Origin of the sequence: Bacillus sp. FSL L8-0193 (assembly GCF_037976065.1) — a bacterium.
Taxonomy (GTDB): Bacteria; Bacillota; Bacilli; order Bacillales; family Bacillaceae; genus Bacillus; species Bacillus paralicheniformis.
Genome location: NZ_CP150261.1, coordinates 1735485 through 1761114 on the forward strand (window position 1 = coordinate 1735485; position 25630 = coordinate 1761114).

26 protein-coding genes are annotated in these 25630 nt (G+C 49.6%); 24 read left to right on the top strand and 2 right to left on the bottom strand.

From position 1 onward, the window contains the following. Positions 1-73 precede the first annotated feature (73 nt). The 7 genes from MHH76_RS08765 to MHH76_RS08795 all read left to right on the top strand — a co-directional run bounded on the left by MHH76_RS08765 (position 74) and on the right by MHH76_RS08795 (position 5807). The gene (locus MHH76_RS08765; RefSeq protein WP_023857233.1) at positions 74-775 is read left to right on the top strand and encodes a phosphoadenylyl-sulfate reductase; all 702 of its coding nucleotides are present in this window, start codon (positions 74-76) and stop codon (positions 773-775) included. A gap of 11 nt (positions 776-786) precedes the next feature. Beyond that, the gene (locus MHH76_RS08770; protein ID WP_020451335.1) at positions 787-1851 is read left to right on the top strand and encodes an inorganic phosphate transporter; all 1065 of its coding nucleotides are present in this window, start codon (positions 787-789) and stop codon (positions 1849-1851) included. Between the two features lie 25 nt (positions 1852-1876). Continuing rightward, positions 1877-3013, top strand: a complete 1137-nt coding sequence (gene sat, locus MHH76_RS08775; protein ID WP_020451336.1) for a sulfate adenylyltransferase — start codon at positions 1877-1879, stop codon at positions 3011-3013. 13 nt (positions 3014-3026) lie between these two features. Further along, complete coding sequence (gene cysC / locus MHH76_RS08780) at positions 3027-3620, top strand: adenylyl-sulfate kinase (RefSeq protein WP_020451337.1); 594 nt, start codon at positions 3027-3029, stop codon at positions 3618-3620. A gap of 151 nt (positions 3621-3771) precedes the next feature. Beyond that, positions 3772-4545 (top strand): uroporphyrinogen-III C-methyltransferase, encoded by a 774-nt coding sequence (cobA, locus tag MHH76_RS08785; RefSeq protein ID WP_020451338.1) that lies wholly within the window; start codon positions 3772-3774, stop codon positions 4543-4545. Between the two features lies 1 nt (position 4546). After that, entirely contained in the window at positions 4547-5332 is a 786-nt protein-coding gene (locus MHH76_RS08790) for a sirohydrochlorin chelatase (RefSeq protein ID WP_023857232.1), read from the top strand. Continuing rightward, on the top strand, positions 5313-5807 hold the full coding sequence (locus tag MHH76_RS08795) for an NAD(P)-dependent oxidoreductase (protein ID WP_025811372.1): 495 nt from the start codon (positions 5313-5315) through the stop codon (positions 5805-5807). Before MHH76_RS08790 ends, MHH76_RS08795 begins: the two co-directional genes overlap by 20 nt. 18 nt (positions 5808-5825) lie before the next feature. Here MHH76_RS08795 and MHH76_RS08800 read toward each other — a convergent pair whose 3' ends face one another. Beyond that, positions 5826-7538 (bottom strand): NFACT RNA binding domain-containing protein, encoded by a 1713-nt coding sequence (locus MHH76_RS08800; RefSeq protein WP_023857230.1) that lies wholly within the window; start codon positions 7536-7538, stop codon positions 5826-5828. A gap of 146 nt (positions 7539-7684) precedes the next feature. Here MHH76_RS08800 and MHH76_RS08805 point away from each other — a divergent pair, with 146 nt between their 5' ends. The 17 genes from MHH76_RS08805 (at position 7685) to spoVM (ending at position 25296) form a co-directional block, all read left to right on the top strand. Beyond that, a complete protein-coding gene (locus MHH76_RS08805; RefSeq protein WP_020451342.1) occupies positions 7685-10357 on the top strand; it encodes a calcium-translocating P-type ATPase, SERCA-type in 2673 nt (890 codons plus the stop codon). 109 nt (positions 10358-10466) lie between these two features. Continuing rightward, positions 10467-11342, top strand: a complete 876-nt coding sequence (locus MHH76_RS08810; RefSeq protein ID WP_043054307.1) for a YicC/YloC family endoribonuclease — start codon at positions 10467-10469, stop codon at positions 11340-11342. Between the two features lie 75 nt (positions 11343-11417). Continuing rightward, positions 11418-11687: an extracellular matrix/biofilm regulator RemA gene (gene remA, locus MHH76_RS08815; protein WP_003181657.1), complete on the top strand. Its 270-nt coding sequence runs from the start codon at positions 11418-11420 to the stop codon at positions 11685-11687. A gap of 7 nt (positions 11688-11694) precedes the next feature. Beyond that, the gene (gene gmk / locus MHH76_RS08820) at positions 11695-12309 is read left to right on the top strand and encodes a guanylate kinase (RefSeq protein ID WP_003181659.1); all 615 of its coding nucleotides are present in this window, start codon (positions 11695-11697) and stop codon (positions 12307-12309) included. A gap of 2 nt (positions 12310-12311) precedes the next feature. Next, positions 12312-12512, top strand: coding sequence for a DNA-directed RNA polymerase subunit omega (gene rpoZ, locus MHH76_RS08825; protein WP_020451344.1), 201 nt, complete (start codon positions 12312-12314; stop codon positions 12510-12512). Between the two features lie 82 nt (positions 12513-12594). Next, complete coding sequence (gene coaBC, locus MHH76_RS08830) at positions 12595-13812, top strand: bifunctional phosphopantothenoylcysteine decarboxylase/phosphopantothenate--cysteine ligase CoaBC (protein WP_023857227.1); 1218 nt, start codon at positions 12595-12597, stop codon at positions 13810-13812. Then, positions 13809-16226 carry a primosomal protein N' gene (gene priA / locus MHH76_RS08835; RefSeq protein ID WP_020451346.1) on the top strand — a complete coding sequence of 806 codons (2418 nt, stop codon included), beginning with the start codon at positions 13809-13811 and terminating at the stop codon, positions 16224-16226. The genes coaBC and priA overlap by 4 nt, the downstream gene beginning before the upstream one ends. A 29-nt stretch (positions 16227-16255) precedes the next feature. Beyond that, positions 16256-16738 (top strand): peptide deformylase, encoded by a 483-nt coding sequence (def, locus tag MHH76_RS08840; RefSeq protein WP_020451347.1) that lies wholly within the window; start codon positions 16256-16258, stop codon positions 16736-16738. 4 nt (positions 16739-16742) lie between these two features. Further along, entirely contained in the window at positions 16743-17693 is a 951-nt protein-coding gene (fmt, locus tag MHH76_RS08845) for a methionyl-tRNA formyltransferase (protein WP_020451348.1), read from the top strand. Further along, positions 17683-19029 (top strand): 16S rRNA (cytosine(967)-C(5))-methyltransferase RsmB, encoded by a 1347-nt coding sequence (gene rsmB / locus MHH76_RS08850; RefSeq protein ID WP_025811373.1) that lies wholly within the window; start codon positions 17683-17685, stop codon positions 19027-19029. Before fmt ends, rsmB begins: the two co-directional genes overlap by 11 nt. Continuing rightward, on the top strand, positions 19026-20114 hold the full coding sequence (rlmN, locus tag MHH76_RS08855; protein ID WP_025811558.1) for a 23S rRNA (adenine(2503)-C(2))-methyltransferase RlmN: 1089 nt from the start codon (positions 19026-19028) through the stop codon (positions 20112-20114). The genes rsmB and rlmN overlap by 4 nt, the downstream gene beginning before the upstream one ends. 7 nt (positions 20115-20121) lie before the next feature. Next, positions 20122-20886: a Stp1/IreP family PP2C-type Ser/Thr phosphatase gene (locus MHH76_RS08860; RefSeq protein ID WP_023857225.1), complete on the top strand. Its 765-nt coding sequence runs from the start codon at positions 20122-20124 to the stop codon at positions 20884-20886. After that, entirely contained in the window at positions 20880-22853 is a 1974-nt protein-coding gene (gene pknB, locus MHH76_RS08865) for a Stk1 family PASTA domain-containing Ser/Thr kinase (RefSeq protein WP_023857224.1), read from the top strand. Before MHH76_RS08860 ends, pknB begins: the two co-directional genes overlap by 7 nt. A gap of 12 nt (positions 22854-22865) precedes the next feature. Further along, on the top strand, positions 22866-23750 hold the full coding sequence (rsgA, locus tag MHH76_RS08870) for a ribosome small subunit-dependent GTPase A (RefSeq protein WP_025811374.1): 885 nt from the start codon (positions 22866-22868) through the stop codon (positions 23748-23750). 3 nt (positions 23751-23753) lie between these two features. Continuing rightward, a complete protein-coding gene (gene rpe, locus MHH76_RS08875) occupies positions 23754-24410 on the top strand; it encodes a ribulose-phosphate 3-epimerase (protein ID WP_025811375.1) in 657 nt (218 codons plus the stop codon). 75 nt (positions 24411-24485) lie between these two features. Next, a complete protein-coding gene (locus tag MHH76_RS08880) occupies positions 24486-25130 on the top strand; it encodes a thiamine diphosphokinase (protein WP_025811376.1) in 645 nt (214 codons plus the stop codon). A gap of 85 nt (positions 25131-25215) precedes the next feature. After that, a complete protein-coding gene (gene spoVM, locus MHH76_RS08885; protein ID WP_003221545.1) occupies positions 25216-25296 on the top strand; it encodes a stage V sporulation protein SpoVM in 81 nt (26 codons plus the stop codon). A 122-nt stretch (positions 25297-25418) separates the two neighbouring features. Here the strand turns inward: spoVM and rpmB are convergent, their stop codons facing one another. Further along, a complete protein-coding gene (rpmB, locus tag MHH76_RS08890) occupies positions 25419-25607 on the bottom strand; it encodes a 50S ribosomal protein L28 (protein WP_003181685.1) in 189 nt (62 codons plus the stop codon). Between the last annotated feature and the right edge of the window lie 23 nt (positions 25608-25630).

Genomic DNA, 25630 nt, shown 5'->3' on the forward strand with positions numbered 1-25630 from the left:
ACTAGAGGCGGTTTTCACAGTTTTTTTCTGCTGGAAGCCGTTTTTTTGTTGGCGAAAAAAGGGGGAACCGAAAATTTTTACTTACAGCACATGGGAAGAACCAAATATCTCTTTTCAGGAAGATGACTCTTATAAAGGAGCGCTGTCCGTCTTGAAATGGGCGTACGGACATTACGGAAATCAGCTTGTATATGCGTGCAGCTTCGGAATTGAGGGAATCGTCCTGATCGATTTGATTTATAAGGTGAAAAAAGATGCGGTCATCGTTTTCCTTGATACGGGATTTCATTTTAAAGAAACGTATGAAACGATCGACGCTGTCAAAGAACGATATCCAGGCCTTCAGATTATCATGAAAACACCGGAGCTTACCGTCGAAGAGCAGGCGAAAGAATATGGGGACGAACTATGGAAGACCGCTCCGAATTCCTGCTGTGAAATGAGGAAGGTCATTCCTCTCCGCGAGACGCTTTCAGGCTACCCGGCGTGGCTGTCGGGCCTGCGCCGCGAGCAATCGCCCGGGCGGAGCAAAACGAATTTTTTGAACAAAGATGAAAAATTCAAGTCTATCAAAGTTTGTCCGCTCATTCATTGGACGTGGAAGGATATTTGGAGATATGTGACAAAGCACGATCTCCCGTATAATCCGCTTCATGATCAAGGCTACCCGAGCATCGGCTGCGCTCCGTGCACCTCTCCGGCCTTTACAATGGATGATCTTCGATCAGGCCGCTGGAACGGATCGGCTAAAACAGAATGCGGATTACACGAGTAAGGAGATGAGTCATGGAACTTGCCGCCATTTTATTTAGCATGTTTTTTGCGATGAATATCGGAGCGAGCGGTGCAGCTGCTTCAATGGGAATCGCCTATGGATCTGAAGCCGTCAAAAAGAAGTTTCACGCACTAATAATCTGTGCAGCAGGCGTTCTCTCGGGCGCCGTCATCGGCGGAGGAAACGTCGTGAAAACGATCAGCTCAGGCATCATTCCCGAACGGGTGATTTCGCTTGAAATCGTCTGCATTATTATCGGCTCGGCGGCACTGTCGCTCTTTATCGCAAATGTACTCGGCATCCCGCTTTCGACAAGTGAAGTGACGGTCGGATCTGTTGTCGGAGTAGGTGTTGCTTACCAGGTTTTATATGTGAAATCTTTGCTTGTCATCGTCTCATTTTGGGTCGTTGTACCAATCGTCGCTTTTACCTTTACATTTGCGATGGCAAACATCATGAAAAAAACGATCAAACGTCCAGCCTCGGGAAAGAAAGCAAAGGTTTTGGCGGTCATTCTGTTGATCACCGGGTTTTTTGAAGCCTTCTCAGCAGGCATGAACAATGTCGCAAATGCTGTCGGACCTCTGGTGGCGGCGCATGTTTTGACAGTCGGGGAAGGAACGCTCTACGGCGGACTGTTTGTCGCGCTGGGCGCCCTTTTACTGGGCAGGCGCGTTCTTGAAACAAACGGCAAAAAAATAACGAAATTTTCAAAAGGAGAGGGGATCATCCTTTCCGGAACAGGAGCCGGGCTTGTCATCATCAGTTCGATTTTCGGTTTGCCGGTTCCGCTTGCGCAAGTCACATCATCTTCTATTATAGGGATGGGAATGGCAAAAAACGGCGGCAATGTCTTTCATAAACAAGTGGTCAAAACGATGCTGAAAGTATGGGTCGTCTCGCCGTTCCTTTCATTAAGCTTGTCTTATATGCTGGTCAGCCTTTTATTAAAAGGAGACTATTATGCTCTCATCGTCGTCACAAGCGTCCTTCTGGCATCTGTCGGGACGATCAGCCTGATGAGAGCAGTCAAAAAAGAGCACAGCTCCGTCCATGAACAAGGCGGAGGAATTTAAACACAAAGTAGGGGGAAACAAGTTTATGAGTTTAGCACCACACGGCGGTGTATTGGTTAACCGCGTCAATGAAGCATACGATTTTCAACATATCGCACAGGAAATTGAACTGGATTTAATGGCTTTTTCAGATTTGGAGCTGATCGGAATCGGAGCGTACAGCCCGATCCAAGGCTTTATGACAGAGAAAGACTATCTGTCCGTTGTCGAAAATATGAGACTGTCAAGCGGCGAAGTATGGACGCTTCCGATCGCTCTGCCTGTTGACGAGCAAAAAGCTTCAAGCTTAAAAGCGGGGGACACCGTCCGCCTCACCTATAATGGGGAAACATACGGCGTCATCGAGATCGAAGACATCTATACGCCGGACAAGAAAACGGAAGCCGTCAATATCTATAAAACCGACGAACTCGAGCATCCGGGCGTCAAAAAATTGTTTGACCGCGGCAGCGTTTATGTGGGCGGGCCGATCACTCTCATTAAACGGAGTGTAAAGCAATTCCCGGCCCACACATTCGAACCTCTGGAAACAAGAAAAAAATTCGCAGAACTCGGCTGGAAAACGATCGTCGGATTCCAGACGAGAAATCCGGTTCACAGAGCGCACGAATACATTCAAAAAACGGCGCTCGAGACGGTAGACGGTCTTTTCCTCAATCCGCTCGTCGGGGAAACAAAATCAGACGATATTCCGGCTGATGTCCGCATGGAAAGCTATCAGGTGCTGCTTGACGGCTACTATCCAAAAGACCGCGTCTTTCTCGGCGTTTTTCCGGCGGCGATGCGCTATGCGGGGCCGAAGGAAGCAATCTTCCATGCGCTTGTCAGAAAGAACTACGGATGTACGCATTTTATCGTCGGAAGAGACCATGCCGGAGTCGGCGATTACTACGGCACATATGAAGCGCAGGAACTGTTCGATCAGTTCGCGCCGGAAGAGATCGGCATTACGCCGCTGAAATTCGAACACAGCTTCTACTGCAATGTCTGCGGTTCAATGGCTACGGCGAAAACGTGCCCTCACAGCAAAGAACATCATGTCATTTTGTCCGGCACAAAGGTGAGGGGCATGCTGAGAAACGGCGAGTTCCCGCCGAGCACATTCAGCCGTCCAGAAGTCATTCAAACATTAATCAAAGGCTTAACGGCCGGGGTTTCTTAAGGGGGAGCATCTCTTGGTAAATAAAGATATTGTCTGGCATGAAGCGTCCATTACAAAACGGGAATATCATGAGAAAAATAAACATAAAAGCTCGATCGTTTGGCTGACGGGCTTGAGCGGTTCAGGAAAATCAACAATTGCCAATGCCGCAGCGCGTGAGTTGTTTGAACAAGGCTACCAGGTCACGGTGCTCGACGGCGACAACGTCAGGCACGGACTGAACAAGGACCTCGGGTTTTCCGATGAAGACCGGAAGGAAAACATCCGCCGGATCGGCGAGGTCGCGAAGCTCTTTGTCGAACAGGGGACGATCGTCATTACGGCGTTCATTTCCCCTTTTAAAGAAGACCGCGGGCTTGTCAGACAGCTCGTCGAGGAAGATGAGTTTCATGAAGTCTATGTGAAATGCGATTTGGCGACGTGCGAGGAGCGCGACCCGAAAGGCTTGTATAAAAAAGCGAGAAACGGAGAAATTCCATTTTTCACGGGGATCGATTCGCCTTATGAAGAGCCTGAAACGCCTGAGCTAGTCCTTGATACAGGCGCACATAATCGGGAAGAGTGCAAAAATCAGCTCGTCCAATACGTGAAAGATCAAACGAAATAAAATGCGGGTGAAATAGGAAAGTGCTGCACATGCACTTTCCTATTTCATAAAGAAAACGTTTGGTTTTTGTGATATTTTCAGGCACCAAACGCTTTCTTTATGATTTATAATGATTGAAGAAGACGTTGATCAGATCGGGGGGAGATCTAAGATGGGGAAAGTATATATCGTTGGGGCAGGTCCTGGAGACCCCGATTTACTGACGATCAAAGCTTTAAAAGCCATCCAGACAGCCGATGTCATTTTGTATGACAGGCTTGTGAATAAACAGATTTTACAGCACGCCAAGGAGGGAGCGGATCTCATCTACTGCGGAAAGCTTCCGGACTACCACATGATGAAGCAGGAAACGATCAATCATTTTCTCGTCAAGTATGCGAAAAAAGGGAAAATCGTTGTCAGGCTGAAAGGCGGCGATCCTTTCGTATTCGGCAGAGGCGGCGAGGAAGCGCAAACCCTCGCTGAACACGGAGTTGCTTATGAAATCGTGCCGGGAATCACCTCGGGGATTGCCGCCGCTGCTTATGCGGGCATTCCAGTGACACACCGGGAAGCGAGTTCAAACGTCGCTTTCGTGACAGGACATTATCAAAAAGATGAACATTTTGAAGAGAAGTGGAAAGCGCTAGCCACAGGGATCGATACGCTTGTCATTTATATGGGGATTAAAAACGTGAAGCAAATTGAAAGGCTTCTGATCGAAAACGGCAGAGATCCGTCTACCCCTGCCGCTTTCATTCATTGGGGAACGACGGACAAACAAAAAACGGTGCTTTGCACGGTTGAAACGCTTGCAGGTACAGTCGAAAGCGAAAAAATTGAAAACCCGAGCCTGATTGTCATCGGGGATGTCGTTCAATTCAGCTCACAGTTAAGCTGGTTTGAACCCGAGCTGAAAGATCCGGCATTAAGCGAGGCGCTTTAATATGAAACAAGCGATTTTATATATCGGCCACGGGAGCCGTCTGAAAAGAGCTCAAACAGAGGCAGCCGCTTTTTTGGTGTGCTGCAAAGAAACCATGTCCGCCCCCATTCAGGAAATTTCTTTTTTGGAACTGGCGGCACCGGATATCGAAACCGGTTTTAAAGCGTGTGTGGAAAAGGGCGCGACGCATATCGCGGCTGTGCCGCTTCTCCTCTTGACAGCCGCGCATGCCAAAAGGGACATCCCTGAGGAGCTTGCCCGCGCTTCTTCGCAGTATCCTTCCGTCAGCGTCACTTACGGAAAGCCGATCGGCGTCGATCAGGAAGTCGTCAAAGCGGTTTTTACAAGGATCGAAGAAACGGGGACGCCATATGAACATGCAAGAGTCGTGGTGATCGGAAGGGGGAGCTCTGATCCGGATGTCAAACGGGATGTCAATGACATTTGCGAGCGGCTGAGAGACCTCGCGCCCGTTGACGAGGTCATTCCCTGCTTTATGACAGCCTGTGAACCGCACTATCTGGATGTGTTTAAACAGCTTAAAGAACGGGACGGAAAAACGACATTTATCGTACCGTATTTGCTGTTTACCGGTATGCTGATGAACGAGATTGAAAGGGAAACCGCCAAGCTGAAAGAAACCAATCCGGACGTCGTGCTGACGGATTACCTCGGCTTCCACCCTCATGTGAAAAACGCCTTTTTGCACCGCGTTGAGGAAGCGGTTATCAACAAAGCCGGCCGCTTTGATTTTACAGGAGCATCAGATGCTGCCGCTTCACATTAACATCAAAGGCAAATCCGCAGTCATTGCAGGCGGGGGGGAGATCGCGGCGCGGCGTCTGAAAACGGTGCTGGCAGAACGTGCGTCTGCAACCGTCATCAGCCCCGAAGCATCAGAAGAGATGCTCGGATTGATCAAAGAGCACGGCATCGAATGGAAGAAGAAAAAAGCGGAACCCGGCGATTTCAAGGATGCATTTCTGATCATTCTCGCGACCGATGATCACGAGGTGAACAAGCGGATCGCCGCATCAGCTGCTCCTGATCAGCTTGTTAATGTTGCGAGTGAAGCGGAGCTTGGAAATGTATATGTTCCGAAAATAATCAACAGAGGAAACATCACCATATCCGTCTCGACAAACGGAGCCAGCCCGCGTCACACGATCAAACTGGCCGGACAGATTGAAGATTTGATCGATGATGAGCTTGTCCAAGAGATCGACGAGCTTCTCCGTAAAAGAAGAGGCCTGAACCAGTGAGGTTCAGGCCTTTTAGCATTATTTTTTCAGCTTGATGATCAGGTCTTCGTCAGGTGTTACAAAAACGGTTTGCTGGCTGTCGTAGGTGACAAAACCGGGCTTTGCGCCATTCGGCTTTTTGACATGGCGTATTTTTGTATAGTCGACAGGAACCGAAGCCGAGTTTTTCGCTTTGCTGTAATAGGCAGCGATCTGCGCTGCTTCAAGGATGGTTTGCTCGTCCGGATCGCTCGATTGGATGACGACGTGCGACCCCGGAATATCTTTCGTGTGAAGCCAGATGTGGTCGCGGGCGGCAAGTTTCATCGTCAAATATTCGTTCTGCTTGTTGTTTTTGCCGACGAGAATCGTTTCTCCTGCGCTGGATTCGTATGTTTCGAGCGTCGGCGCCTGTTTCTTCTGTTTTTTCTGGCCTCCTTGCTGTTTGGCCCGCAAATACTTTCCTTCGGCGAGCTCTTCGCGGATTTCGGTTATATCTTTCGGAGAGGCAGACGAAAGCTGCTGAATCAGCTGGTCGAAATAAGCGATTTCCTCTTCTGCTAATCTGATCTGCTCCTTCACGACTTCCACCGAATTTTTCGCTTTTTGATATTTTGTAAAATAGCTTTGCGCGTTTTCGGAAGGCGTTTTATTCGGATTGAGCGGTATCGTGATTTCTCCGCCGTTTTCATCATAGTAGTTGATGACTCTCGCCGCTTTGTCTCCTTTTTTCAGCTGGTACAGGTTCGCTGTCAACAGCTCTCCGTACAGCTGAAAATCCTTCGCGTGTTCGGACTGCTCAAGCGTTTTTTTCAGCTTTTTGATTTTGTTTTCGTTCTTTTTCTTTTCGTTTGCCGCGAAACGCTCTAAATCATGAGCCTGCTGTTTGACGCGGTCCCGCTCCGCTTTTCCGAAATAGTAGCGGTCAAGAAGTTCGCTCAGCGTATGAAAGGGTCTGTTATCGCCTTTTATATGGGTCAGCTCAAGAAGGTAAAAATATTCTTTTCCATCTTCTGTCGTGATAAGCTGGGGCTGAAAACGCCGGTTTTTGATTTCGCTGAACATCTCTGTCAAGACGTTTGGCAGTGTCGCCCTGTTGGCAAGGCCCGCGCGAAAGACGGCTTCTTTCGCAAACAGAGGCGAGACGCCGGAAAAGGTATCGACGATCTGCCTGTCCAGTTTGCCTTCCTGGAAATTCAAATGGCGGAGAATATCTTCAGTTTCCGCTTCCAGCGGTGACAATTTGTTCTGGGCGGGAGGGAGAATGTAATCGTATCCCGGAAGCACGGTGCGGTAGCTGTTCACCGAAGGTGACAGGTGCTTCAAACTGTCGATGATGACATCTTTTTCTCCGTCGGTTAACACGATGTTGCTGTGCCTTCCCATGATTTCAACCATCAGCTTTCTTGTCAGCGTGTCGCCGATTTCGTTCCGGCTCCTGATATGAAAGACCATCATTCTGTCCATGCCGACTTGCTCGACTCGGTCGATAAAGCCGCCTTCCAGATGCTTCCGGAGGAGCATGCAGAACATCGGAGGGGTGCTCGGGTTGTCATAGGTTTCGTTTGTCAGGTGAACCCGCGCATAACTCGGGTGGGCGGAGAGCAGCAATTTGCGGTTCTGCCCGTTCGCTCTGATATGAAACACCAGCTCGTGCTTAAACGGCTGGTGGATTTTTGCGATTCGTCCGCCTCGAATCGTTTCATTTAATTCTTCGATCATTCCGTATGTAAAAATGCCGTCAAAAGACATATGAAAAACTCCCTTTTCTCGTTAATCCTCTTCGTAAAGCGTCTATTCAATAATTATAGCATGATTTGGGACGAGTCTGAATAAATTGACTTATAGAGATGGATATACCAAGAGCAACCTTTAGGGCAGGAGGAGTGGACGATTCAATGAAATGGCACGAGATGGGACAAACCGAATTGTTAAACATAACAAAAACGTCCATCGGCAAAGGTTTAACAGAAAAAGAGGCCGAAAAGCGGCTGGAAAGACACGGAACAAACGAACTTCAGGAAGGGGAAAAAACATCGGCGATCGCACTGTTTTTTTCTCAATTCAAGGACTTCATGGTTCTTGTTTTGCTTGCGGCCACGTTGATCTCTGGTTTCCTCGGGGAGTATATTGACGCCATCGCGATCATTGCGATCATCTTTGTAAACGGCATTCTCGGCTTCTTTCAGGAGAGACGAGCGGAAAGATCGCTCGAGGCTTTGAAGGAACTGTCGGCTCCTCAAGTGGCTGTGCTCCGGGAGGGGGAATGGGTAAAGATCCCTTCCAAAGAGCTCGTTCCGGGAGATGTTGTCCGTTTTGCAAGCGGAGACAGAATCGGCGCCGATCTCAGGCTTGTCGAGACAAAGAGCCTTGAAATAGAAGAATCGGCTCTTACGGGTGAATCGCTTCCCGTGTCTAAACAGGCAGAAGCTTTTCAGGCGTCCGACGTATCGCTGGGCGATCTGAAGAATATGGCTTTCATGGGAACGTTGGTCACAAGGGGGAGCGGCACCGGCGTCGTTATCGGCACGGGAATGAACTCTGCGATGGGAAAAATCGCCGATATGCTCGAATCTGCCGGGAATACGGCGACCCCGCTGCAAAGAAGGCTTGAAGAGCTCGGCAAAATTTTGATTGTCGCCGCTTTGTTCCTGACGCTGCTTGTCGTTGCTGCCGGAGTCATCCAGGGGCATGACCTATACAGCATGTTTTTAGCGGGCGTTTCCCTTGCCGTCGCTGCCATACCTGAAGGGCTGCCGGCCATTGTCACGGTCGCTCTGTCTCTCGGCGTACAGCGGATGATCAGGCAAAAGTCGATCGTCAGAAAGCTCCCCGCTGTTGAGACGCTCGGCTGCGCGTCCATAATTTGCTCCGATAAAACCGGGACGATGACGCAGAACAAAATGACGGTCACCCATGTCTGGTCAGGCGGGAAAACGTGGAACGTGTCAGGGATCGGCTACGAACCCGAAGGCTCCTTCACCATGAACGGGCGCGACGTGCAAGCCAGGCATCATAAACCGCTCCAACAGGTCCTTCTGTTCGGCGCATTATGCAATTCATCTTCGATTATCGAAAAAGACGGGGAGTTTCGTCTTGACGGCGATCCCACCGAAGGCGCTTTGCTGACGGCAGCACGAAAAGCGGGTTTTACGGACAGATATGTTGACGAACATTTTAAAATCATCGAGGAGTTTCCGTTTGATTCGACGCGGAAAATGATGTCTGTCATTGCGGAAGATAAGAGCGGCAAGCGCTTTGTCATCACAAAGGGCGCGCCTGATGTATTGATGAAGCGTTCGTCGCATACGCTGACGGACGAAAAGCGCGAAATCTTCACAAAGGCAAGACTCGCCGAAACAAGCGCGGCGCTGGAAACGCTTGCGTCCCAAGCGCTGAGGACGATTGCTGTCGCGTATAAACCGATCAAAGAAACAGAAAATCTCTCGCTCGAAAAAGCGGAGTCAGGCTTAACTTTCATCGGGCTGTTAGGGATGATCGATCCGCCGCGGCCCGAAGTGAAAACAGCGATTAAAGAGTGCCGGGAAGCGGGGATCAAAACAGTGATGATCACCGGCGATCATGTGATAACGGCAACAGCCATCGCAAAAGATCTCGGGTTATTGCCGCCGCGCGGAAAGGTCGTGGACGGCCAGATGCTGAACGAGCTCTCGCAGGAAGAATTGGCGGAAATTGTTGACGATGTTTACGTGTTTGCAAGGGTGTCGCCCGAACATAAGCTGAAGATCGTGACCGCCTACCAGGAAAACGGCCACATCGTCGCCATGACTGGAGACGGAGTCAATGATGCCCCTGCGATTAAACAGGCGGATATCGGCATTTCGATGGGGATTACGGGAACGGATGTTGCCAAGGAGGCATCATCGCTCATTCTTGTCGATGATAATTTTGCGACGATTAAATCGGCCATCAAGGAAGGACGCAATATCTATGAAAATATTAGAAAGTTCATCAGATATTTGCTCGCATCCAATGTCGGCGAAATTTTGGTCATGCTGTTTGCGATGCTGCTCGCTCTGCCGCTGCCGCTTGTTCCGATACAGATTCTATGGGTCAACCTTGTGACGGACGGCCTGCCTGCCATGGCGCTCGGCATGGATCAGCCTGAAGACGATGTGATGCAGAGGAAGCCGCGAAGTCCGAAAGAAGGCGTGTTTGCAAGGGGGCTCGGCTGGAAGGTCGTATCGCGCGGCTTTTTAATCGGAATTGCCACACTCGGGGCGTTTATGTTCATTTACAATCGCAACCCGGAAGCGCTTGAGTATGCTCAGACGGTCGCTTTTGCAACGCTCGTCCTTGCACAGCTGATCCATGTGTTCGACTGCCGGAGCGAGCGGTCTATCTTTGACCGCAATCCGTTTGAAAACATTTATTTGCTCGGCGCAGTATTGTCTTCGATTCTTTTAATGCTTGTCGTTATTTATTATCCGCCGCTGCAGCCGATTTTCCATACGGTTCCGATTTTAATGGCAGACTGGCTCCTGATTGTCGGAATGTCGGCGATTCCAACTTTTTTATTGGCCGGGTCACTTTTGACAAGAAAAAAATAGGCTTGTATGATATAATCTTAAAGGTAATAGAGGTTTCTATTGCCTTTTCATCTTGCGTAAATTTAAATCAAAGAAGTCTTTTTCACTTATACGGAATTGGGTGTGTTTTATGATACGGAGTATGACCGGTTTCGGCAGCGCGAGCAAAACGAAGGATGGGCTGACAGCAGCTGTTGAGCTGAAATCTGTCAACTATCGGTTTAAAGAAGTAAACGCACGCATGCCAAGACCTTTGCTCTATTTAGAAGACAAAATAAAGCAAACGATTTTTAAACATATACAAAGGGGGCGGCTGGAGCTGTTCGTGTCCGTTGACGACGAGGCTCTGGTCACCCGGAAAATCCAGGTTGACTGGCCGCTGCTTGAGGAGTACCAGAAAGCCGCGCGCGAAATGAAAGAGCGCTGCCGGCTTTCAGGAGAGATCACGCTTCAAGACGCCTTTCAGTTTGACCATGTCATCCAAGTTGAAGAAGAGACGATCCAAAACGACAAGCTTGAAGAAGTCCTTCTTGAAGCGGTCGAGGCTGCCGTTCTTGAATTATGCAGCATGCGCGAAGCAGAAGGGCTGAGGCTGAAGGATGACTGCCTTCAGCATATTGAAAGGCTTGAAAAGCTGACAGACGACATTGCAGAGCTTGCTCCCAAGGTCGTCGGCCACTATCGGGAACGCCTTGAGGCGCGCCTTGAAGAATGGTCAACAGACGGTCTCGATGAAAGCCGTCTGCTGACGGAAGCCGCACTGTTTGCAGACCGATCGGATATCACGGAAGAAGTGACGAGGCTGAAAAGCCATTTCCGCCAGTTCCGCGATATTTGCGAAGCGGGCGGGGCCGCGGGGAGAAAGCTCGACTTCCTCGTCCAGGAGCTGAACCGTGAAGCGAACACGATCGGTTCAAAAGCGAATGATCACCAGATCACAAAACATGTGGTCGAAATGAAAAGCTCTATTGAAAAAATAAAAGAACAAGTGCAAAATATAGAATAGCGATTGTGCGTATTGTTTACGGATGTTCTCTGCAGGTTAAACTAGAGACGTCCAAGTACAGGGGGAACGTATAGGATGACGATTAAACTGATCAATATCGGCTTTGGTAATATCATATCCGCGAATCGGCTGATCTCGATTGTGAGTCCGGAGTCCGCGCCTATTAAGCGGATGATCCAGGATGCCAGAGACCGCGGCATGCTTATAGATGCTACATATGGAAGAAGAACCCGTGCGGTTGTCATTATGGACAGTGACCATATCATCTTATCTGCCGTCCAGCCTGAGACAGTAGCACAAAGGCTTTCCGTTAAAGAAGAAATTATGGATGAAGGGCAGGGATAAGAGCTTTATGAAAGAAAGAGGTTTATTAATCGTTCTCTCCGGCCCTTCCGGCGTCGGAAAAGGAACAGTCAGGCAGGCGCTGTTTGCTCAGGAGGACACAAAATTTGAATATTCGATTTCGGTGACGACAAGAAAACCGCGGCAAGGCGAAAGAGACGGCGTCGACTACTTTTTTAAGACGCGCGAAGAGTTCGAAGAGATGATCGAGAACAACAAGCTGCTCGAATGGGCCGAATATGTCGGCAACTATTACGGAACACCCGTTGACTACGTCGAACAGACCCTTGAAAGCGGCAGGGACGTTTTTCTCGAAATTGAAGTCCAAGGTGCGCTGCAAGTCAGAAAGGCATTTCCTGAAGGCCTGTTTATCTTTTTGGCGCCTCCGAGTCTCGCCGAATTGAAAAACCGGATTGTCACAAGAGGGACAGAAACAGAAGCCCTGATCGAAAACCGGATGAAAGCGGCGAAGGAAGAAATCGAACTGATGGACGCCTACGATTATGTTGTCGAAAATGACAGCATTGAGCTTGCGTGCGAAAGAATCAAAGCAATCGTTCTCGCCGAACATTTACGGCGCGACCGCGTTGCTCCAAGATATAAGAAAATGCTGGAGGTTGAATAATTATGCTAGATCCGTCAATTGACTCTTTAATGAATAAACTGGATTCAAAATACACGCTCGTTACCGTATCGGCCCGACGCGCGCGCGAAATGCAGATCAACAAAGACGCGCAGATCGAAAATCCGAAGTCGCATAAATTTGTAGGCAAAGCGCTGGAAGAAATTGATGCCGGACTGCTTACATTCGAAAAGGAAAATCGCTAATAGCCTTAAAAATAGCAACCTATACACTAGGTTGTTATTTTTTTCAGGGCCGGCGAACAGAACATAAGGGGGAGAAAAAACGATGCTGAAAAATCGCAACATCCTGCTGGGAGTAAGCGGAGGAATCGCAGTATACAAAGCGGCCGCCTTGACGAGCAAGCTCGTACAGGCAGGAGCCAATGTGAAAGTCATCATGACAAAATCCGCCTGTGAATTTGTGTCTCCGCTCACCTTTCAAGCGCTTTCGCGCAATGAAGTATATACCAACACGTTTGAAGAACCGAATCCCCGTGTCATCGCCCATATCGATGCCGCGGATTGGGCTGATCTTGTGATCGTTGCTCCGGCAACGGCCAATGTGATCGGAAAACTCGCTTCAGGCATTGCCGATGACATGCTGACGACGACGCTTTTAGCGACGACTGCGCCGGTTTGGATCGCTCCGGCCATGAACGTCCATATGTACGACCACCCGGCCGTTCAGCGGAACATTAGCGTTCTTTACAAAGACGGCTGCCGGTTTATCGAGCCGAGTGAAGGCTACCTTGCGTGCGGCTATATCGGCAAAGGCAGACTTGAAGAGCCCGAACGGATCGTCCAGTTGGCCGAGTCGTATTTTTCAAACGAAAACAGCGGTTTGCTTGAAGGAAAGCGTGTCTTAATTACAGCGGGCCCGACAAGAGAACAAATCGATCCCGTCCGCTTTTTCTCCAACCGTTCGACAGGGAAAATGGGCTATGCTTTCGCTGAGGAAGCGGCGAAAATGGGAGCGCGCGTAACGCTGATTGCCGGCCCGACATCGCTTGATGATCCCGCAGGAGTTGATGTTATTCATGTTCAGTCTGCAGAAGATATGTATCAAGCGGCTTTATCTGTTTTCGATGAGAGCGACATCGTCATCAAAACGGCAGCTGTCGCTGATTACAGGCCAAAGCATATTTACGATCAAAAAATGAAGAAAAAGGACGGCGGTCTCGTCATTGAGCTTGAGCGGACGAAGGATATTTTAAAAGCGCTGGGAGAACGGAAAACAAAGCAAGTCTTGGTCGGCTTTGCAGCTGAAACGCAGCACGTCGAAGACTATGCCAAACAAAAGCTGGAGAAAAAAAATCTCGATCTGATTGTCGCCAACAATATCACGGCCGAAGGGGCCGGTTTTGGAACGGAAACCAACATCGTGACGGTGTTTCACCGAGACGGCAAAAAGACGGCGCACCCTCTGATGTCAAAACGGGAGGTTGCCGCCGAAGTCTTGAAGGAAGCCGCTGAGCTTGCCGGCCGGAGCGGAACGTCCTCATGAATTTCGCTGAAGTGATCGTCGATGTTACAACCAAAAATATCGACAGACCGTTTGACTACCGCATTCCTGACAAATTCAAAGGGATGATTAAAAAAGGGATGCGCGTGATTGTTCCGTTCGGCGCCCGCAAAATCCAGGGATTTGTCACCGGCGTGAAAGAATCGTCTGAGCTCGCCGGCCGTTCGGTTAAGGATATCGAGGATATCCTTGATCTGACGCCCGTTTTGACGGAGGAGCTGCTTGAGCTGTCAGATTGGCTGACAGAAAAAACACTTTCTTTTAAAATTACGGCTCTTCAGGCGATGCTCCCCGCGGCTATGAAAGCAAAATACGGCAAAGAAATCAAGGTGATCGGTGATAAGCCGCTTCCCGAACCGCTTAAAACCCTGTTTTTGCAAAAAGAAACACTTTCTTATTCCGATATAGATGACCATGGGACATTAAAGCTGATTCAGCGCCAGGTTCAAGAGGGCAACCTTGAAGTGGCCTATAAAGTAAAGCAGAAAACAAACAAAAAAACGCGGAGAATGATCGCTCCCCTTTGTGCGAAAGAACATTTAAAAGAAGCGCTTGACAGCCTCTCCCCGCAAGCTGTCAAACAAAAAGCGGTCCTTCAGTTTTTCATCGACCGCAAAGAATCCGGTGCTGTTCCGGCAAAAGAGCTGATCGGCAAAACGGGAGGCTCTTCCGCGTCCGTAAAAGCGCTGATCGACAAGGGGCTGTTAAAGGAAAGCGAAGAGGAGGTTTACAGGGATCCTTATCAGGACAGAATGTTCAAAAAAACCGAACCGCTTCCGCTGACTGAAGAGCAGGCGCAGGCCTATGAGGCGATAGCAGAGGCGATCGAAGACAAGCGGCACGATGTGTTTCTTCTTCACGGAGTGACTGGAAGCGGAAAAACGGAAGTCTATCTGCAATCGATCGAAAAGGTGCTGGAAGCCGGCAAAGAAGCGATCGTTCTCGTTCCGGAAATTTCGCTGACGCCGCAGATGGTCAACCGCTTTAAAGGCCGCTTTGGCTCACAGGTAGCCGTCCTGCACAGCGGGCTTTCAACAGGAGAAAAATATGATGAATGGCGGAAAATCCACCGCAAAGAAGTCCGGCTTGTCGTCGGGGCGCGCTCGGCGATTTTCGCGCCGTTTGAAAATCTCGGCATGATTATTATCGATGAAGAGCACGAAACATCGTACAAGCAGGAAGAGATGCCGAGATACCATGCGAAAGAAGCGGCGATTCAAAGGGCCGAATACCACCGCTGTCCTGTCGTCCTCGGCAGTGCGACGCCGACGCTCGAATCGTTCGCAAGGGCGAAAAAAGGCGTGTACAAGCTTCTTTCTCTCAAGCACCGCGTCAATCACCAAGTCATGCCTGACGTGTCTCTCGTCGATATGAGGGAGGAACTGCGCAGCGGAAACCGCTCGATGTTTTCCAAAGACTTAATGGCCGGACTTGAGGAAACCCTTGAAAAAGGAGAGCAGGCCGTTCTGTTTTTAAACAAAAGGGGATATTCCTCATTTGTCATGTGCAGGGACTGCGGATATGTCATCCAGTGCCCTCATTGCGAAATCTCGTTGACGTACCACAGGTATGGACAGCGTCTGAAGTGCCATTACTGCGGCTATGAAACCGGCATGCCGTCAAGCTGCCCCGAATGCGGAAGCGAGCATATCCGCTACTTTGGCACAGGCACACAGCGGGTCGAAGAAGAATTGACGAAGGTACTGCCGGCTGCAAGGGTGATCCGCATGGACGTCGATACAACCTCGAGAAAAGGAGCGCATGAAAAGCTGCTCACATCCTTTGGCAAAGGTGAAGCCGATATTCTGCTCGGAACACAGATGATCGCCAAAGGGCTCGATTTTGAAAACGTCACGCTCGTCGGTGTTTTGAGCGCGGATACGATGCTGCACATCCCCGATTTCAGAGCCGCTGAAAAAACGTTCCAGCTGATGACACAGGTGAGCGGAAGAGCGGGGCGCCACGAAAAGCCGGGCAAGGTGATCATTCAGACGTACACCCCGTCCCATTACAGCATTCAGCTCACGAAAACGCACGATTATGAAACGTTCTTCCGGCAGGAGATGCTGCACAGAAGGGAACAGGCCTATCCTCCCTATTATTATTTGGCGCTCGTCAGCGTATCGCACGAAGAAGTGACGAAGGCGGCGCTCGTGACTGAAAAAATCGCCAACTATTTAAAAAAGAACATTTCAAGCGAGGCGAAGATTCTCGGCCCAGTCGCATCGCCGATCGCCAGGATCAAAGATAGATATCGCTATCAATGCGTGATAAAATACAAACAGGAAAACCAGCTTACATCGTTGCTTAAAAACATTATGGATCATTACAAACGAGATATTGAACAAAAGCAATTGATGATTTCGATCGACATGAATCCATATATGATGATGTAAAAATAACAGTGTGATGGAGGGCTTCTAGATTGGCAGTAAAACCGATCGTAACGTATCCGGCGGAGGTTCTTGAAACCCCTGCCGAACCCGTTGCGTCTTTTGATAAATCATTAAAGAAACTGCTCGACAATATGTATGATACGATGCTTGAGCTGGACGGAGTCGGGCTTGCCGCCCCGCAAATCGGCGTTTTAAAAAGAGCGGCAGTCGTCGATATCGGCGATGACACGGGCAGAATTGAACTGGTCAACCCGGAGGTCATCGAAGAGAGCGGCGAACAGACGGGCCCTGAAGGCTGTTTGAGCTTTCCCGATCTATACGGTGAAGTGAAGCGTTCGGATTATGTAAAGGTCAAGGCGTTCGACCGCCGCGGAAAACCGTTCACGATTGAAGCTGAAGGCTTTTTGGCCCGGGCGCTGCTGCATGAAATCGACCATTTGGACGGTATTTTATTCACATCAAAAGTTACGCGCTATTATGATGCGGAAGAACTTGAGGAAATGGAAGGATGATTGGATGACAAGGATCGTTTTTATGGGAACGCCGGATTTTTCCGTCCCGGTGCTCAGCACATTGATTGATGACGGCTATGAGGTGGTGGGTGTCGTCACCCAGCCTGACCGCCCGAAAGGCAGAAAAAAAGTGATGACCCCTCCGCCTGTCAAGGAGGAAGCGCTGCGCCGCGGCATTCCCGTGCTCCAGCCTGAAAAAGTGAGGGAAGATGCGGAGACGGACAGGATTTTGGCGCTTGAACCCGATCTAATTGTAACCGCGGCATTCGGGCAGATCCTGCCGAAAAAGCTCCTCGATTATCCGAAATACGGCTGTATCAATGTCCATGCCTCTCTTCTGCCCGAGCTGCGCGGAGGAGCTCCGATCCATTACGCCATTCTGGAAGGCAAAGAGAAAACGGGCGTGACGATCATGTACATGGTCGAAAAATTGGATGCAGGCGATATGCTTGCCAAAGTCGAAGTTGACATCGAAGAAACCGATAATGTCGGCACGCTCCACGACAAGCTGAGCAAGGCCGGGGCTGAGCTTCTTTCCGAAACGGTTCCGAAGGTCATTGACGGTTCGGCAACCCCTGAAAAACAGGATGAACGGGAAGCGACATATGCGCCGAACATTAAACGCGAACAGGAACTGATCGACTGGTCAAAGCCCGGCGAAGTCCTGTACAACCAAGTTAGGGGCTTGAATCCTTGGCCTGTCGCATACACGGTTTTAAGCGGACAGACGCTGAAAGTATGGGCTGCGAAAAAATGCGAAGCCTTAAAACAGGCAGAGCCGGGAGAAATCGTCTCCGTTGAAAAAGACGGCATTGTCGTCGCTACCGGAAATGGCACCGCGTTAAAATTAACGGAAGTGCAGCCTGCGGGCAAAAAAAGAATGAAGGCCGAAGATTTTGTCAGGGGAGCGGGTCTTCAAGCCGGAATGAAATTGGGTCATAGCGATGAAAAATAATGTGAGGGAAGTCGCGCTTGATGCACTGATTAAGCTTGACCAGAATCAGGCATACAGCAATCTTTTGCTTCAGTCTGTCATGAAAGCGAACGATTTAAGCGACAAAGACAGAGGCCTTTTGACAGAACTCGTTTACGGCACACTTCAAAACAAGCTGGCGCTCGATTATATGCTGAAGCCGTTTATTAAAAAGCCGGAAAAAGTGAAAGACTGGGTCATCCATCTGTTGAGAATGTCGCTGTACCAGATGGAATACCTGGAGAAAATCCCTGACCGGGCCGCCCTTTTTGAAGCTGTTGAAATCGCTAAAAAACGCGGGCATAAAGGAATTTCTTCATTTGTTAACGGCGTTCTGCGCTCTGTTCAGAGAGAAGGCGTGCCTTCTTTTGCTGATATTGCCGACCCGGTTGAACGCCTTGCGGTTGAGACAAGCCATCCGGAATGGCTTGTCAGGGAATGGACCGATGCCTACGGGTTAGAAGCGGCAGAACAAATCTGCCGGATTCACATGATCCCGCCGAAGCAGACGATCCGCGTCAACAGGCTGAAACACGACCGGGATACGCTTCTTTCCCGCCTGAATGAAGCGGGGATTGAGGCGGAAGAAGGCGACTTGTCCGAAGACGCTGTCAAACTGCAAAAAGGAACGATTGCGTCCACTCCTTTTTTCAAAGAAGGCGAAGTCACCATACAAGATGAAAGCTCAATGCTGGTAGCGCGAGCCCTCGGTCCTGAACGGGGAGAAACGGTGCTGGACGCCTGCGCAGCGCCGGGAGGAAAATCCACTCATATCGGCGAACTGCTCGAAGATACGGGAAAGATCATTTCCCTTGACCTTCATCAGCATAAAGTAAAGCTGATCAAAGAAGCGGCAGGCCGGATCGGGCTTTCCAACATTGAAGCAAGGGCGCTGGATGCCAGAAAAGCCGGCGAAGCCTTCGAACCGGAGCAGTTTGACCGGATTCTCGTCGACGCTCCGTGTTCGGGCTTCGGTGTCATCCGCAGAAAACCGGATCTCAAATACAGCAAAACGCCCGAAGACAGCGCGCGTCTCGCTGGGATTCAGCTGGCGATTTTAAACGAAATTGCACCTTTATTGAAAACAGACGGGACATTGGTCTACAGCACATGCACAATGGACCCGACCGAAAATGAACAAGTCATGCATGCTTTTTTGAAAGAACACGACGAATTTGAAGCAGACCCCACCCTCGCCGAGCGGCTGCCCGAAAAAGCGGCGCCGTATGTCAAGGATGGAAGCATTCAAATCCTTCCCCACTACTTCGGAACGGACGGCTTCTTTATTTGCAGCATGAGAAAGAAGGGATCACAATAATGGAATCGAAACAAAAAGTAAGAAAAGAATTGCGGGCAGAAAGACCGTCCATCTATTCTTTTGAAATAGAAGAACTGAAAAGCTGGCTTTCGGAAAACGGCGAAAAGCCTTTCCGCGCCGCGCAAATATTCGAATGGCTTTACGAAAAGAGAGTCACGTCATTTGAAAAGATGACAAACCTTTCAAAAGAGCTGCGGACAAAGCTGAACGAGCATTTCGTATTAACGACGCTGAAAACGGCCGTCAAGCAGACTTCACAAGATGGAACGATGAAGTTTTTATTTGAGCTTCATGACGGCTACACGATCGAAACCGTATTAATGCGGCACGAATATGGCAATTCTGTTTGTGTAACGACACAGGTGGGCTGCCGAATCGGCTGTACGTTTTGCGCGTCGACCCTCGGCGGCTTAAAGCGGAACCTGGAAGCCGGAGAGATCGTCGCCCAGGTTGTCAAAGTGCAGCAGGCGCTTGATGAAACAGATGAACGCGTCAGTTCCATCGTCATTATGGGAATCGGCGAGCCGTTCGATAATTTTCAGGAAATGCTTGCATTCCTGAAAATCGTCAACCATGATAAAGGGCTGAATATCGGGGCGCGTCATATCACCGTATCAACGAGCGGGATCATTCCGAAAATCTATGAGTTTGCAGACGAGAAGCTGCAGATCAACTTTGCGATTTCTCTGCACGCCCCGAACACTGAGATCAGAAGCCGGCTGATGCCGATCAACAGAGCCTACAAGCTGCCGGAGCTGATGAAAGCGGTCGATTACTACATTAAGAAAACCGGCAGAAGGGTTACGTTTGAATACGGGCTTTTCGGCGGTGTTAACGATCAGGTTGAACACGCGGAAGAGCTGGCTGAATTGCTAAAAGGAATCAAATGCCACGTCAACTTGATTCCGGTCAACTATGTACCTGAACGAGACTATGTCAGAACACCGAAAGAACAGATTTTCGCCTTTGAAAAAACATTAAAGTCTCATGGAGTAAATGTCACGATCAGAAGAGAGCAAGGCCATGATATTGACGCTGCCTGCGGACAGCTTCGTGCAAAGGAGCGCCAGGAAGAGACGAGGTGAATCAAGGTTGAAAACAGCCTTAAAAACGGACAGGGGAAAAATACGCCAGCACAATGAAGACGATGCCGGCATTTTTACAGAAAAAAACGGACTGGTTTTCGCTGTTGTCTGCGATGGAATGGGAGGTCATCTGGCCGGCGACGTCGCCAGCAGGATGGCCGTCTCAGCCCTTCGGGATATCTGGGAGGAAACCGAAGAAGTCCCGGCTTCGCCGGCTGAATGCGAAGCTTGGCTGAAAGAGCAGATTTCAGCCGTCAACCAAAAACTTTTCGACCATGCGAGGGAGCATGAAGAGTGCCAGGGAATGGGAACAACGGTCGTCTGCGCTTTATACACGGGAAAAACGCTGACAGTCGCCCATATCGGAGACAGCCGCTGCTATCTCCTGCAAGGCGGCCATTTCATACAGCTGACGGAAGATCACTCGCTTGTCAATGAACTCGTGCGGACAGGGGGGATTTCGAAGGAAGATGCCGAACACCATCCGCGGAAGAACGTGCTGACAAAAGCGCTTGGCACTGATCCGGAAGTGAAGGTTGAAGCCCATACTTTTGAAATCGAACCGGGCGATCAAGTTCTATTATGCTCTGACGGGCTGACGAATAAAGTAGACGATGAGTCACTGAAGGATATGCTTACAGCTCTTTCTTCTGCGGAGGAGAAAGCGGAACAGCTCGTTCAGCTGGCCAATGACAACGGCGGCGAGGACAATATCACCGTCGCGCTATTGGAACTTCCTTCTCAAATAGAAGAAGGTGAAGACAAGTGTTAATCGGCAGACGGATCAGCGGACGTTACGAAATCCTGCGCGCCATCGGCGGCGGGGGGATGGCGAACGTTTATTTAGCGCTGGACATCATCCTCGACCGTGAAGTCGCGATAAAAGTGCTGCGGTTTGACTTCGTTCACGATGCCGATTTTATCAGGCGGTTCAGAAGAGAAGCGCAGTCCGCTGCAAGCCTCGACCACCCGAATATCGTCAGCATTTATGATGTCGGAGAAGAAGATGACATCTATTATATCGTGATGGAGTATGTCGAGGGGATGACCCTGAAAGAATACATAAACCGAACAGGCCCGCTTCATCCAAAAGAAGCGGTCCAAATCATGGAGCAGATCGTATCCGCCATCGCACACGCTCATGATAACCAGATTGTTCACCGGGATATTAAGCCCCACAACATTTTGATCGACCATATGGGCCACATTAAAGTGACCGATTTCGGCATCGCCATGGCGCTCAGTTCGACGACCATCACGCACACCAACTCGGTTTTGGGCTCTGTCCATTATTTGTCGCCCGAACAGGCGAGAGGCGGATTGTCTACGAAAAAATCCGATATCTACTCGCTCGGCATCGTGCTTTTCGAGCTGCTGACGGCGCGTATGCCGTTTGAAGGAGAATCGGCGGTCAGCATCGCGCTGAAGCATCTGCAATCAGAAACGCCGTCGGTGAAAAGGTGGAACCCGGCTGTGCCGCAAAGCATAGAAAACATCGTCCTGAAAGCGATGGCAAAAGATCCATTCCACCGCTATGAAGCGGCCGAAGAGATGGAATCCGATTTAAAAACGGCTTTCGACCCGGACAGGCTCAACGAAAAGCGATTCACGATTCCAGCTGATGATGAGATGACGAAAGCTGTTCCGATCATCAAAAACCTGCCGGAAGACGAGAGCGGTGACAAGTCCGGCGACGGAGAAGCGGAAGCGGCTCCGTTATCAAAGAAAGAAAAGAAGAAGCAGGCAAAAGCAAACAAGAAGAAAAAAAGAAAGAAATGGCCGCTTATATTGCTGACGGTGTTTTTCGTTCTCGTTGTGTCAGCCGTCTTGGCTTTGACGGTGTTTCCGTCGCTCTTTATTCCAAAAGATGTAGCCGTTCCCGATGTAGCAGGCCTTGAGTATGAAGAAGCCGTCATCAAGCTTGAAGACGAAGGGTTTGAAGTGGATCCGAATGCTGAAGACATTGCCGACGATAAAATTGAAGAAGGGCTGATCGTGAAAACGGACCCTGCAGCCGGCGATATCGTAAAGGAAGGCTCAACTGTCAAGCTTTATAAAAGCTCAGGCAAAGAGAAAACAGAAGTGGAAGATGTGGTCGGCCAGAAAGTCGACGCCGCCAAAAAGCTTCTCGAGCAAAAGGGCTTTAAAAACATCAAGACAGAAGAAGTGCACCATGAAGAAGAAGCAGGCACCATCATCGAACAGGACCCCGCAGCCGGCACCGAAATCGTTGCCGCCGACGACGAGATCAAATTAACGGTCAGCCTCGGTCCGGAAGCCATTACTTTAAGGGATTTAAAAACATACAGCAAACAGGCGGCTTCGGGCTATTTGGACGACCATCAGCTTGTCCTTGTCGAAAAGGAGGCGCATTCTGAAGATGTGCCGGAAGGTCAGGTCATCAAACAAAAGCCGGGGGCGGGGGCATCCGTCAAGCCGGGAGACAAAGTCGAGGTTACGTTTTCGCTCGGACCTGAGAAAAAACCCGTCAAAACGGTGACCGAGAAAATTGATATCCCTTATGAACCGGGAGCGGAGGGCGAAGAACAAAACGTCCAAATTTCGATCGATGATGAAGAACACAGCATTTCCGACGTCTATGAAAATTTTAAAATCACGGCGCCGGCAGAGCGGACGATCAAATTCAGGATTGCGCCCGGGCAAAAAGGGTATTATCAAGTAACGATCAACGATAAAGTAGTCAGGTCAAAAACGATTGAATATCCTGAGGATGAATAAGGGAGGTGCGATATGCCTGAGGGCAAAATCATTAAAGCATTAAGCGGATTTTACTATGTTTTGGATGGTGATCAGATCATTCAGTGCAGGGGAAGAGGGGTTTTCAGAAAAAATAAAATCACCCCTCTCGTCGGCGACGATATCGTCTACCAGGCCGATAACGATAAAGAAGGCTACATTCTCGAGATTAAAGACAGATTCAATGAATTGGTCAGACCTCCGATCAGCAACGTGGATCAGGCGGTTCTCGTGTTTTCGGCAAAAGAGCCGACATTCAGCACGTCGCTATTGGATCGTTTTTTAGTGCTGGTTGAGGCAGGTGGCATCAGGCCGATCATATGCATTACGAAAATGGACCTCGTGGATGATGACGCGCTCAAAGAGCGGATTCACCAATATGCCGAAGACTACCGGAACATTGGGTACAGCGTCTATATGACATCGATGAAAAACGGAAGCGGCATCGAAGACATCGTCTCCCATTTTCAAGACAAAATCACCGTATTCGCCGGCCAGTCCGGCGTGGGCAAGTCTTCGCTTTTAAATGCGATCAGTCCCGAGCTTGAACTGAAAACCGCCGGGATTTCCGCTCACTTGGGAAGGGGAAAGCATACGACCCGCCATGTGGAGCTGATCGATATAAACGGCGGGCTCGTCGCCGACACCCCGGGTTTCAGCTCGCTTGAGTTTGCCGGTATTGAAGCTGAAGATTTAGGGTCTGCGTTTTTGGAAATCAGCGAAAAAAGCGCCGAATGCAAGTTCCGCGGGTGCCTGCATATGAAAGAGCCGAACTGCGCCGTCAAACGCGCCGTGGAAAATGGTGAAATCGCCCAGTATCGCTACGACCATTATGTTGAATTTTTAACAGAGATCAAAGACAGAAAGCCGAGGTATTAAGATATGGTATATGTTGCTCCTTCGATTCTTTCAGCCGATTTCGCCCGTCTAGGGGAAGAGATTCGGGATGTTGAACAAGGCGGCGCCGATTTCATCCACATCGATGTGATGGACGGCCATTTCGTTCCCAACCTGACCATCGGGCCGCTTGTAGTGGAAGCCGTCCGCCCGATCACAGAACTTCCGCTCGACGTTCATTTAATGATTGAAGCGCCTGACCGCTATATACCTGCTTTTGCAAAAGCGGGCGCCGATATTTTGTCCGTCCATGTTGAAGCGTGCCCGCACCTTCACAGGACGATCCAGCTCATCAAAGAGCAAGGAGTCAAAGCGGGTGTTGTCTTGAATCCGCATACCCCTGTGCAGCAGATCGAGCATGTGCTTGAAGGCCTTGATCTCGTACTATTGATGACAGTGAATCCGGGCTTCGGCGGACAGTCGTTTATTTCCTCAGTCCTGCCGAAAATCAGGCAGGTCAAGGAGATGGCCGAGCAAAAAGGGCTCGCCGACCTGCTGATTGAAGTGGACGGCGGCGTCAACAAAATGACGGCAAGACAGTGTATCGAAGCAGGGGCAAATCTGCTTGTTGCGGGCTCTGCCGTTTATAACGAAAAAGACCGCAAAAAAGCCATTTCCGATATAAAAGGTGCGCTTGGGTAAGGTTTCCCGATGAAAAAGAGCCGGCTTTCTCAAGCTGAGCTCTTTTTTTACGGCGTTTACAGAAAGGACAATGCGATGAAAACGATCAATATTGTAGCGGGAGGTCCCGATCATCTCATTCCCGACTTGCTGCAGTATCAGGACGGCGATGCGCTTTGGGTCGGGGTTGACAGAGGTGCTGTAACCCTTTTGGCAGCGGGGATCGTGCCTGATGAAGCGTTCGGGGATTTTGACAGCATCACAGACGAGCAAAAAAAAGCGATTGAAAAGGCGGCTCCCCGCCTCCATATTTATCAGGCGGAAAAAGATCAGACGGACTTGGACCTTGCGTTGAGCTGGGCGGTCGGACAGCGGCCTTCATGCATTAGAATGTTCGGCATTTCGGGAGGCAGAGCAGACCATTTTCTCGGGAATCTGCATCTCCTTTACACCGCGATGAAGCAAAATGTCAAGACCGTCATGATCGACCGCCAAAATACGATCAGCATGCACCCCCAAGGCTCTTACACCGTCATGCGTGATCAAACAAAACCGTACATTTCATTCCTGCCGTTTACGGAGACGGTAAAAAACCTTTCCCTCGAAGGATTTAAGTATTCTTTAAATAAGTGTCATATTGCTCTAGGTTCGACACTATGTATTAGTAACGAACTCATCCATTCACAAGGTGCTTTTTCGTTTTCTGAAGGCATATTAATAATGATAAGAAGCACTGATTAAATATCCTGGCGCTTCCGCTCGCTTTGTGTTTGGGATCCGATGTTGAAGGTGGATGCGGTTGCGGACTCTTTGAGGAGGGAAGGGAATGAAATTTTACACCATTAAATTACCGAAGTTTTTAGGGGGAATCGTCCGGGCGATGCTTGGCTCGTTTCGCAAAGACTAAGAAGCGCCGGGTGCGCTTTTTTTGCGGAGCGGGTCAAAGGGCTCTCCCCGGATGGCAAGCAAAAGAACGAAAAAACGCCTGCCTAAAGCGTACAGTCGCTCTTGGCAGGCGTTTATTTTTTCTTATACACGCTCAACTTTTCCAGATTTCAAAGCTCGAGCAGATACATATACTTTTTTAGGCTTGCCGTTCACAAGGATGCGCACTTTTTGAACGTTAGCGCCCCATGTGCGTTTAGAAGCGTTCATCGCGTGAGAACGAGAGTTGCCAGAACGTGATTTTCTGCCTGTAATAACGCATTTACGTGCCATTTGTTTCCCTCCTAACTATCAAA